13 protein-coding genes and 1 pseudogene are annotated in these 8,743 nt (G+C 66.9%); 8 read left to right on the top strand and 6 right to left on the bottom strand.

The window, feature by feature from the left end; all coding sequences use genetic code 11:
* The 3 genes and pseudogenes from ABZ749_RS22165 to ABZ749_RS22155 all read right to left on the bottom strand — a co-directional run.
* Window positions 1-421 (bottom strand): annotated as a pseudogene (locus ABZ749_RS22165) (hypothetical protein); the annotation flags it as partial.
* The gene (locus tag ABZ749_RS22160) at window positions 418-669 is read right to left on the bottom strand and encodes a hypothetical protein (protein WP_357230505.1); all 252 of its coding nucleotides are present in this window, start codon (window positions 667-669) and stop codon (window positions 418-420) included. The pseudogene ABZ749_RS22165 and the gene ABZ749_RS22160, both read right to left, overlap by 4 nt.
* On the bottom strand, window positions 666-959 hold the full coding sequence (locus ABZ749_RS22155) for a DivIVA domain-containing protein (protein ID WP_357230502.1): 294 nt from the start codon (window positions 957-959) through the stop codon (window positions 666-668). The genes ABZ749_RS22160 and ABZ749_RS22155 overlap by 4 nt, the downstream gene beginning before the upstream one ends.
* A 245-nt stretch (window positions 960-1,204) precedes the next feature.
* Between ABZ749_RS22155 and ABZ749_RS22150 the strand changes: the two genes are divergently transcribed.
* Complete coding sequence (locus ABZ749_RS22150; protein WP_357230499.1) at window positions 1,205-2,353, top strand: helix-turn-helix transcriptional regulator; 1,149 nt, start codon at window positions 1,205-1,207, stop codon at window positions 2,351-2,353.
* Here the strand turns inward: ABZ749_RS22150 and ABZ749_RS22145 are convergent.
* Window positions 2,316-2,888: an NUDIX hydrolase gene (locus tag ABZ749_RS22145; protein WP_357230495.1), complete on the bottom strand. Its 573-nt coding sequence runs from the start codon at window positions 2,886-2,888 to the stop codon at window positions 2,316-2,318. The two genes, ABZ749_RS22150 and ABZ749_RS22145, sit on opposite strands and share 38 nt — an antisense overlap.
* 162 nt (window positions 2,889-3,050) lie before the next feature.
* Between ABZ749_RS22145 and ABZ749_RS22140 the strand changes: the two genes are divergently transcribed.
* The 7 genes from ABZ749_RS22140 to ABZ749_RS22110 all read left to right on the top strand — a co-directional run bounded on the left by ABZ749_RS22140 (window position 3,051) and on the right by ABZ749_RS22110 (window position 7,153).
* The gene (locus ABZ749_RS22140) at window positions 3,051-3,314 is read left to right on the top strand and encodes a hypothetical protein (protein ID WP_357230492.1); all 264 of its coding nucleotides are present in this window, start codon (window positions 3,051-3,053) and stop codon (window positions 3,312-3,314) included.
* Between the two features lie 16 nt (window positions 3,315-3,330).
* Window positions 3,331-3,591 (top strand): hypothetical protein, encoded by a 261-nt coding sequence (locus ABZ749_RS22135; RefSeq protein WP_357230489.1) that lies wholly within the window; start codon window positions 3,331-3,333, stop codon window positions 3,589-3,591.
* Window positions 3,588-4,241, top strand: coding sequence for a hypothetical protein (locus ABZ749_RS22130; RefSeq protein WP_357230486.1), 654 nt, complete (start codon window positions 3,588-3,590; stop codon window positions 4,239-4,241). The genes ABZ749_RS22135 and ABZ749_RS22130 overlap by 4 nt, the downstream gene beginning before the upstream one ends.
* On the top strand, window positions 4,228-4,653 hold the full coding sequence (locus ABZ749_RS22125) for a hypothetical protein (RefSeq protein ID WP_357230483.1): 426 nt from the start codon (window positions 4,228-4,230) through the stop codon (window positions 4,651-4,653). The genes ABZ749_RS22130 and ABZ749_RS22125 overlap by 14 nt, the downstream gene beginning before the upstream one ends.
* A gap of 7 nt (window positions 4,654-4,660) precedes the next feature.
* On the top strand, window positions 4,661-4,972 hold the full coding sequence (locus tag ABZ749_RS22120; RefSeq protein ID WP_357230480.1) for a hypothetical protein: 312 nt from the start codon (window positions 4,661-4,663) through the stop codon (window positions 4,970-4,972).
* 266 nt (window positions 4,973-5,238) lie between these two features.
* Window positions 5,239-6,570: an AAA family ATPase gene (locus ABZ749_RS22115; RefSeq protein WP_357230477.1), complete on the top strand. Its 1,332-nt coding sequence runs from the start codon at window positions 5,239-5,241 to the stop codon at window positions 6,568-6,570.
* Between the two features lie 88 nt (window positions 6,571-6,658).
* The gene (locus tag ABZ749_RS22110) at window positions 6,659-7,153 is read left to right on the top strand and encodes an RloB family protein (RefSeq protein ID WP_357230474.1); all 495 of its coding nucleotides are present in this window, start codon (window positions 6,659-6,661) and stop codon (window positions 7,151-7,153) included.
* Between the two features lie 16 nt (window positions 7,154-7,169).
* Here ABZ749_RS22110 and ABZ749_RS22105 read toward each other — a convergent pair whose 3' ends face one another.
* A complete protein-coding gene (locus ABZ749_RS22105; protein WP_357230471.1) occupies window positions 7,170-7,997 on the bottom strand; it encodes a DUF3152 domain-containing protein in 828 nt (275 codons plus the stop codon).
* 176 nt (window positions 7,998-8,173) lie between these two features.
* On the bottom strand, window positions 8,174-8,743 hold a 570-nt coding region (locus ABZ749_RS22100), incomplete at its 5' end, for an ROK family protein (protein WP_357230468.1).

Genomic DNA, 8,743 nt, shown 5'->3' with positions numbered 1-8,743 from the left:
GTTGCCACTGCCGGTCCAGCCACAGCGAAGGCGCGTCGGCCTCGTCCAGGACCGCGTCGACGGTGGCGGCGAGTTCGCGTACCCGGGAAGAAAGGTCGACCACCCAGTGGCCCGCCGGGTCGGGGTGGGGGTCGAGGCCGCCGGGCACGACCTGAAGGGACGCGACCGCGCCGGTGTCCAGGTTGGCGACGGTGACCACAAGCTGCGCCCGCCGCCGGCCGCGCCGCCCGCAGCGATAACAGGGGTACGCGACGCTGCCCGCGCCGCGACACTGCTCGCAGCCCCGGTACGCCTCCCGGCGCGGCCCGAGCACGTCGGCGTCGGCGAGGAACCGGTCGCCGTAGGTGGTGCACCGGCACGGTTCCAGCGTGAACGTCATGCCCTCGCAGTCCGGGCAGACGACGACGGGCACGGCGGTCACCGACACCGCCGGGCCGCGCAGTCACCGTCGTGTTCCACCCGCCGCACGCACCGCCGGCCGCCGTCGAGCGGCAGGTCGCAGAGCACCCGATGGCGCACGCCCTGAGCGTCCTCGGCGGACACTGTGGTCTCACCGGCGTCCACTTCGGTGAGGAAGGTCAGGGAGCGGGCCAGGGTGCCGGCGAAGTGCTGGGCTGCCGGCAGGTCGGCAGCGGTGAACGGCAGGTGCGCCACCCACCGGGCGCTCATCGGCGGGCCGCCAGGTCCTCGCGGGCCCGCCGTGACTGCCAGCCCTTCAGCGCATCCTTGATCCGCTCGGTCTCCCGCCGGCTACTGCCCAGCGCCGCGTACACCTCAGCGAGATCGTGGGCGACCCGGTCGAGGAACTCGGCGACCTCCACGGCGTCCACGCCACGCCGGCCACGCCGGGTGAATCGGCGGCCGCGGACCTGCCAGGGCTTCAGGGGTACGTAGTTGGCCGCTCGGTAGGACGCCGGCCGGGGTGGCTTGGCCCGGAGATGACGGAGAAACGCGCGCACGACAGTGCCCTCCTTGGCAGGTGACCCTGGAGGCGACGTCGCCCGAGCAGCATCGCTCAGGCGGCGTCGCCCACCCCGTCGCCGCAGCTTGTTCAGCGGTACAGCAGCGGAGTGCCCAAAGCAGACCGGGTGTCATGGGTCTGCGATAGACAACAGGGGTTAACCCGCTGCTGTTAACCACCGCCGCTTGGAATGGGGACACGGTTACGGCAGGCTGAACCCGCCATCATCGATCGGCAGGGGCTATGACAAATCACCTGCGGCGCGCTCGTCTTGCCAGGGGTTGGTCTCAGGCAAGGCTGGTCCATGAGATCGAGCAGTACGGCCGCCGACGCATGCTTATGATCGCTTCCACCAACAGCCTTGGAGTCTACGTCTCCGAATGGGAGAACGGCCGGCGGAAGATCTCAAGCAGTTACGCGGCCATCCTGCGGAACCTCCTCGGCACGACCGACGACGAGCTGTTTTTCGATAGCGTGCCCGTTGACCACGACGGGAACGGTTACGCACGGCTGGTCGAACAACTCGACGCCTCGCACTCGGTCGGCCAATCGATGGTGCGCACCCTTCGGCATCAGACGGAACTTCTTCGCACCATGGACCGTCAGCTAGGGGCGGCGCAGTCTGTCGACCAGATGCAAAGCCATCTGTCCCGTCTTCAGGAGAGCCTGTCATTTACCGTGCTGCCATCTGCCAGGCAACCGCTCGCCCGCGCTCTGGCAGAAGCCGCATCGCTCGCGGCGTGGCAGGCCCTCGATGTCGGAGCGGCGGATCGCGCCTGGCGCCACTACGAACTGGCGAAGGGCGCCGCACGGGAGGCTGACGACCCACTTCACCTCGCCCACGCCATGGGCGAGCAGGCATACGTTCTGGCCGATGCCGGTCGACCGGAGCTGGGGGCGCAGCTCGTGCAGGAAGCTCAGGCTTGCGGAGGAAGTCGGTTGTCGCCTCGACTGTCGTCCTGGTTGGCCGCCGCCGAAGCAGAGCTGTGGGCGCTCAGCCGACGCCCGGACGATTGCCGCCGCTCACTCGACCGAGCGAGCGGGCATCTCTCAGCCGTCACAGGAGTTCGCGACCCCAATCTGCCAGGGATATTCCTCGACGAAACTCACCTCCGGCGATGGCGGGGACATTCGCTGGCGCTGCTGGGCGACCCTCGGTCTATCGACGAGTTGTCGGCGGCTTTGGTCGCGATGGACGACACCTTCGTGCGAGCCGCGGCGGGAATGCGCTGCGATCTCGCGCAGGCACATCTGGTTCGTGGAGAAAGTGAGGAGGCCCGCTCTCATCTACGGGAAGCCGGCTCGCTGGTGAACCTGACCGGATCTGTGCGATACCGACGCCGGATAGATCGGATCAAGGGCTTGACGGATTGGGCGTCAGGCCAGCAATGACGTGCAGGATGGCGACCAAGGTTCCTGACCCCGCCAACTCGCCGCGCGCCATCAGATCCGGCATGTCACTCAACGCCACCCACTCGACGCGACCGGCCTCCTCCGCGTCCGTTGGCGGGCCGACATAAGTGGCACCGCGCCCAACGAAGATTTCATGTGGCGAGTCGACCATGCCGATCATCGGCTGGTAGGTGACCAGACGGGTCAGGGCCGAGGGCCGCCAGCCGGTTTCCTCCTCCACTTCCCGGCTTGCCGCCGCTACCGCTTGCTCGCCCGGTTCGACGATGCCACCGGGCAGTTCCCATCTTGTTTCACCAGGAATGAATCGGTAGCGCCGCAACATCAGAACTCGATCGTGCTCGTCGAGCACGGCGACGACGGCGACACGATCCAGCCGAACGACATGGTGGGCGAAAGGTTCGAGTCCTGGCGGCTCCACGTGGACCAGATCAAGTCGCAGCCAACGGTCCTCGTACACCGTCCGCTCGCCCAGAATCCGCCATGGCCCCGGCTCGCCCGTCGTGTTCTCGTGCACCCCGTGAAGCTACCGTCGCCCACCGCACCGGACATCCCATCCGTAGTGGCGGTACCTGATCTTGACTCGTGGATGCAGGGCTGCGTGCCGACTTCCTGTCGGATAGTGTCCGTCCGACCACGCAAACGTGAACCGTTAGCGCGATCGGCAGACGGAGGCGGCATGGCCAGCATCGAGGAAGTCAAGGCGGCGCTGATGCAGGCCGCCGAGCAGGGCAACGCCACAATCAATCAGATCCGGGCGGCCGCAGACAACACCGAGCAGATGCTGGCCCGGCTCCGCGCCATCTCCGCCGGCACCGGGCACCCGACCATCGCCGAGGCCATCGCCCGCGGCGAGCAGAGCAAGCAGCGCCTGGCCGAAGCCATGGCCCTGGTGCAGGGCAGTGCGGAGGCGGCACGCCGCTACATCGGCGTGCTCGGCTGAACAACGAAACTTCACGATGAGCGTCGGCGAAATCAAGGTAGCCCTGCGTGCCGCCATCGAAGCGGCCCGCCAAGGGTCGGAGGTCTTCGATCGGGCCTCCGCTGAAGCGAAGGCAGCGACCGCAGCGGCAGAAGCCATCCTGCACGACAGCCGAGACGAAGACGTGAGAGCTATCCACCAGGCACTTGCCGCCGCGAGTGCAGAGGTTGAGCCGACCCGCCGCCGATTCGTCAACACTGCTGAACACACGACCCGCTACCTCAAACAACTCGGATGAGCGGCAGCATCGGCGAACTCGTCGCGCAGCTTTTCGCCGTACGTGGAAAGCTCGACGCCGCCGCCATCACGGCCTTGCGCGCCCGCACGGACGCGGAGCATGCCTTGGCCCTCCTGAACGAAGTCCAGCGAGGCAGCAGCGACCCGCAGTTGCGGGCAGCCGCCACCGACGCCGCCGTGGCCCGCGACAAGGCCGGCCGCTACGCCCGCCTCCTGGCCGCCGCCGCCCGGCACATCACCCGGTACGTCAACACCATCGCCCCCGGCGCCGCATCATCCGGGCCAGACGATGCCGCATCACCTTCGGGGGAACGGCTGGTGGAGGAAGCCGAAGTCCGCAGCAGCAAAGCAGAGGCGTTCCTCCGCCGTCATGTCAAGAAAGCAGACGACTCCGAGGACACTCTCAAGCAGACCGAGCAGTCGATCACCACTGGCCTTCGCGAGCTACAGAAAAGCCTGAAGGGCTCCGGCTCGACTGGTAGCACGACGTCGACCCCCGCCAACCCCGGCACGCCGGCTGACCGTCCCCAGTTGGAACACCCCGTCACATCAGTCATCATGGCTGCTGGCGCGGTCGTCGTGGGACTTCGAGGGGTCTGGAACATGGCAAAGAAGCGCCGCGAAAGGAAGCGATCTGATGAGCAGCCCTGAAATGGTCGACTACATCCGGACGATGATCAGAGGCGACCATGAAGCCAACGACCGGATCGAGGCCCGCCTAGACGAGCTTGGCTGGGACGGCTTCCCGACCCTGCTCGGCGCAGTCTTTTACTTCGCGGTCAACCGATGCTTCGACGAGCGGGCAACGCCTGGTGAGATCATGCGGTTCGTGGCCGACATGCGGGCAAGCACACCGGCCGGCACACCAGAGATCGACGCCAACGCGGCCGAGCGGCTGATCCACGCCGCAATGGACCCTGCCATCGAGACGGACATCGATCCCCAGATGGCCGGAAGAATTCAGGGTCTGGTGATCTTGCAGATTCTGGGCGACGGCGCCATTTCCGACGAAGATCTGGACGCGCTCCTCGTCGAGGCGGCAGACCTCGCCAGCCGGGTATGAGCTGCTCTTGAGCGTACGGACCGCGTTCAGCGACCTGATTCGCGCGATGGCACGGCGTGACTGGGGCGCAGTGGACCAGCTCCTGAACGGGCTGGAGAAATCCGGTTGGGGTGGCGGCACCCAGATGATCAGTGCTGCGTTCGCCATCGCCGTCAACGACCATTCCTCCAGCGCTCACTCCTCTACCGACGTCACCCGCTTCATCGCCGAGACGCGTACTCAGTTTCCGGGCGCGGAGTCGCTGCCCACCCTGGAGATGGAAGCGCTCGTCCGCGCGGCCCTCGGTGAGATCGGGGCTGATCGACGACCTCAGCCCTGAGATCGCCCTCAAGATGCAGATCGTATTCCTCGGCAAGCTGCTTCAGGACCGCGGTCCCACCGAGACGCAGCTCGAAGAGTTCATCGCCGACGTGGAGCGCACGGCCGCCGAGTACTCACGGGCCTGAGCCGCGCAGCTTCGGCACTGACGGCATGCGCCGCCGGCCAGCGGCAAGGCTGGCCTGCGTCGCCCCTTTCTGCCGCCCTCTCGTGGTTTACTCGCAGAGATGTACTTGTAACCGCCCACGAGCTAGGGGCACGCGGCCAATGCTGCTGAGTTTTCGCTTCGCCAACCATCGTTCGTTTCGCGACGAGCATCAGCTGAATCTGACGCCCGTCTACGGCGACGGAGCCGAGGCCGACGAGCCGGCTCCGCAGGCAGTCCAAGTCGTCGGCATCTTCGGAGCCAACGCGTCGGGCAAGTCGAACTGCCTGGGCGCGCTGGCGTTCATGCGGCAATTGGTCGTGGAGTCTGACCGGGCGGTCGAGCCCGGTGTGGGCCTGTCCCGGGAGCCGTTCCGGTTGGATTCGGAGGTCGCCGTCCAGCCATCTCGCTATGTCGTCGACCTTCGGCTCGGCGGAGTCAGACACACCTATGGCTTCACGATCGACGACGACCGGGTGGTGGAGGAGTGGCTCTACCACTTTCCACTAGGGCGCCGGCGGCGCGTATTCGAGCGAGACGGTGACGCCTTCAACTGGGGCGAGGAGTCGGGCCGGCGCAGCGACCTGGAGCAGATCGCTGGCATCACCGCGCCAACAGCCCTATTTCTCAGCACTGTCGCGCGCTTTGGCCAGAGCCGTCCCCAACCGGATCCGACAAACCCACAGCCGTTGCACGACACCTACCGGTGGTTCTACCTGACGGGCCAACGTACCGACCCCAACTCTGGGCTGTCCGCCCTCGTCCGTATCGGCCAATCGGATGCCGATGAGGTACGCCGCCTGGTCGTTGACCTGTTGCAGGCTGCCGATGTGGGGATCGTCGACGTCGTTATCGCTCCTGATCCGGGTCATGATCAGGCCGACTGGTCCGTCCTCCCAGCCAGGAGATTGAGCGACCGGCTGAAGAAAGCCGTCGCGGCTATCCGGCCCTCGCCCCGCGTCCAGTTCGCGCATCAGGGTCCGCACGGCACCGCACTGCTCGACCTCCAGGACCAGTCGACCGGCACCCGGCAACTGCTGACCCTGGGTCTGCATGCCGCAGCGATGCTACGTACCGGCACCACAATGCTGATCGACGAGATCGATGCGAGCTTGCATCCGATCCTGACCGCCAAGCTCATCAGCCTGTTCCGCAGCCCGGCCGCGAACCCACTTGGCGGCCAACTCATCTTCACCAGCCACGATGCCGCCCTGCTCGGCACCCTCGACGCTGAGGAGATCCTCCGCCGCGATGAGATCTGGTTCGTGGAGAAGGACAACGAGGGTGCCTCCTCGCTGTATCCGTTGACCGACTTCAAGCCTCGAAAAGAAGGCGAGAACCGTCAGCGCCGTTACTTGAACGGCAACTACGGCGCAGTTCCCAACCTGTCCACCGACCTGTTTGAGCAGGCCCTTGCCACCCGTGGAGGCTCGGATGACACCCCGGCAGGGTGACCGGCGTACCTCGGGCTCGATACGGTCCGGCCGTGGCCGCGAGACCGACCTCCGCCGCCGCGTATCGACCCGAGAGCAGCGGACAACCGTGCTGATCGCCACCAACGGTGAGTCCACGGAACGGGACTACTTCAACGGCCTCAAGCAGGAGGAGTGGGTACGGCCTCGGGTGGTCGTCGTGGCAGAGCGCGGCTCCCCGGTCAACGTCGTACGAGGTGCGGCGCGCCGCCGCCAGCGCGACGACTTCGACGAAGCGTGGGCGGTCTGCGACGTCGATGACTTCGCCACCGAGCCAGCATCCCGCGAAGCTGTAGACGCCGATGTCAATCTGGCCTGGTCCAATCCCTGCTTCGAGGTGTGGCTGCTGCTCCACTATGGCAACTGCAGCCGATTCGTGGAGAACGCCAAGCGAGCCCGCGACCTGCTGCGGGAGCACGACCCCTCCTGGGACAAGACCAGGCTCGACTTCGGCAACTTCCGCGACCGAATTGAGGACGCCTGTCAGCGGGCTGGTCGACTCGACCCGCCCCCGGATGGTAATCCGTCTACCTCCGTCGGACGCATCGTCGCTGCGCTTCGTTGAGACAGCAAGGGTCAGGTCAGGATCGCGCCCACGGTCCGCTGACGAACTGGCCGTTGCCGACGAACGGGCTGACGTTGGGCACGCACCCGCCCAGGCCCATCGTCTGCGTCATCATGACCGGGGCCGGTTTGCCGCGACCGCCACATTTCATGTGGGCGAAGCCGAGGAAGTGGCCGAACTCGTGATTGATCACGCCGGCGTGGTACTCGTCGATGCTGACCGGATATCCCGGCGATCCCTGAAGCCACCGCCGCAGGTTGATCATGATGGTCTTGCCGTACTTGCAGGAGTAGACCCCCTCGGTGTCGACGCCGCTCGCGCCGCAGAGTCTGTCCACTGTCCTCGGTGTCGCGAGCCGCACGTCGACGTCGACAGTTGAGCTGCCGACCCGCTGGAAGGACCACGACGCCCGGTTCAGGTTCACCGCCGCGTTGGTGACCGGGTGCTGTGCCGACGTGGCCCATCCGTTCGGTGCGGCCAACACCTGCTCGATGCTCGCGGCGAACCGGGCCGGCTTCCAGGCGGGGATCTCACCCCAGGCGATGCCCTTCTCCACCGAGACGCTGTAGCGCACCCGCTTCTTGCCCTTGCCGATCACGCGACCGTTGCCGGTGGCGGTGGTGAAGGTGCCGGCGGCCCTGGTGGGGACCTGCGCGTCGGTCGGGATGTCCGGGGTCGGGCTGGAGGTCGGCGTGTCGTCGGGGCTCGGAGCTGAGCTCTGCGTGCTCGGGCCCGAACGTGGGACTTCGGCCTGCCCGGACGCCGGTGCCGAGAGGCCACAGGCGGCGGTCGCCAGCACCGCTGCCAACGAGATCGGCACGAGCAGCCGTCCGTTGATCCGCACGTCGGAACCTCCAGGAGCAGTCACGGGTGGGTGAGGAACACCGGAAGGCTACGTGACTGCCTGTAAGGAAAATGTCAGGATGATCAGTGCCGCCGCATGCGCAAAAGCAGATAAATCTGGCATGAAACACTGATGCGGATCACCCTGGGTGAGCGATGCGGTCGCTGTGAGCGAGGTCAGGCGGCCGCCACGACGTGGTCGATCACCAGGTGGGCGGCACCGGTGATGCCGACGTCCTGGCCGGCGGCGACCCGTTCGATGAGCAGGGTCTGAGTGGCCAGCGGGAGGCACCGCTCATAGAGGGTGGCCCGCATACTGGCCAGCAGCGGCTCACAGTCGGCGAGCCGACCACCGATGGCCACCACCTGCGGGTTGAAGAAGTTGACCACCACGGCCAGGATCTCGCCGACGGCGCGGCCGGCCTGCCGGGCGAGAGCGGTGGCCTGTCGGTCACCGTCGTCGATCAGCCGGATCACACCGGTCAGGTCGGAGACCGGCACGCCCTGCTCCCGGAGCGCGGTGACCAGCGCGGCACCACTGGCCACGGCTTCCAGGCAGCCGGCGTTTCCACAGGTGCACGGTGGCGCAGGATCGGCCACCACCCGACAGTGGCTGATGTCCCCGGCCGACCCCTGCGCGCCCCGGTGCAACCGTCCACTGGAGATCACACCGGAGCCGATTCCGGTGCCAGCCTTGATGTAGACGGCGTGGTCCAACTCGGAATGCGCGGTGCGGTGCGCGCCGAG

Origin of the sequence: Micromonospora sp. NPDC047753, assembly GCF_040642735.1 — a bacterium.
Taxonomy (GTDB): Bacteria; Actinomycetota; Actinomycetes; order Mycobacteriales; family Micromonosporaceae; genus Micromonospora.
Note: the sequence above shows the minus strand (reverse complement) of the source record. Positions and strands in the feature narration are given on the sequence as shown.

Excerpts from the sequence above, each read along its gene's own strand:
- ABZ749_RS22150 (WP_357230499.1), top strand. The coding sequence starts at position 1,205 with ATGACAAATCACCTGCGGCGCGCTCGTCTTGCCAGGGGTTGGTCTCAG.
- ABZ749_RS22125 (WP_357230483.1), top strand. The coding sequence starts at position 4,228 with ATGAGCAGCCCTGAAATGGTCGACTACATCCGGACGATGATCAGAGGC.
- ABZ749_RS22130 (WP_357230486.1), top strand. The coding sequence starts at position 3,588 with ATGAGCGGCAGCATCGGCGAACTCGTCGCGCAGCTTTTCGCCGTACGT.
- ABZ749_RS22115 (WP_357230477.1), top strand. The coding sequence starts at position 5,239 with ATGCTGCTGAGTTTTCGCTTCGCCAACCATCGTTCGTTTCGCGACGAG.
- ABZ749_RS22140 (WP_357230492.1), top strand. The coding sequence starts at position 3,051 with ATGGCCAGCATCGAGGAAGTCAAGGCGGCGCTGATGCAGGCCGCCGAG.
- ABZ749_RS22135 (WP_357230489.1), top strand. The coding sequence starts at position 3,331 with ATGAGCGTCGGCGAAATCAAGGTAGCCCTGCGTGCCGCCATCGAAGCG.
- ABZ749_RS22160 (WP_357230505.1), bottom strand. The coding sequence starts at position 669 with ATGAGCGCCCGGTGGGTGGCGCACCTGCCGTTCACCGCTGCCGACCTG.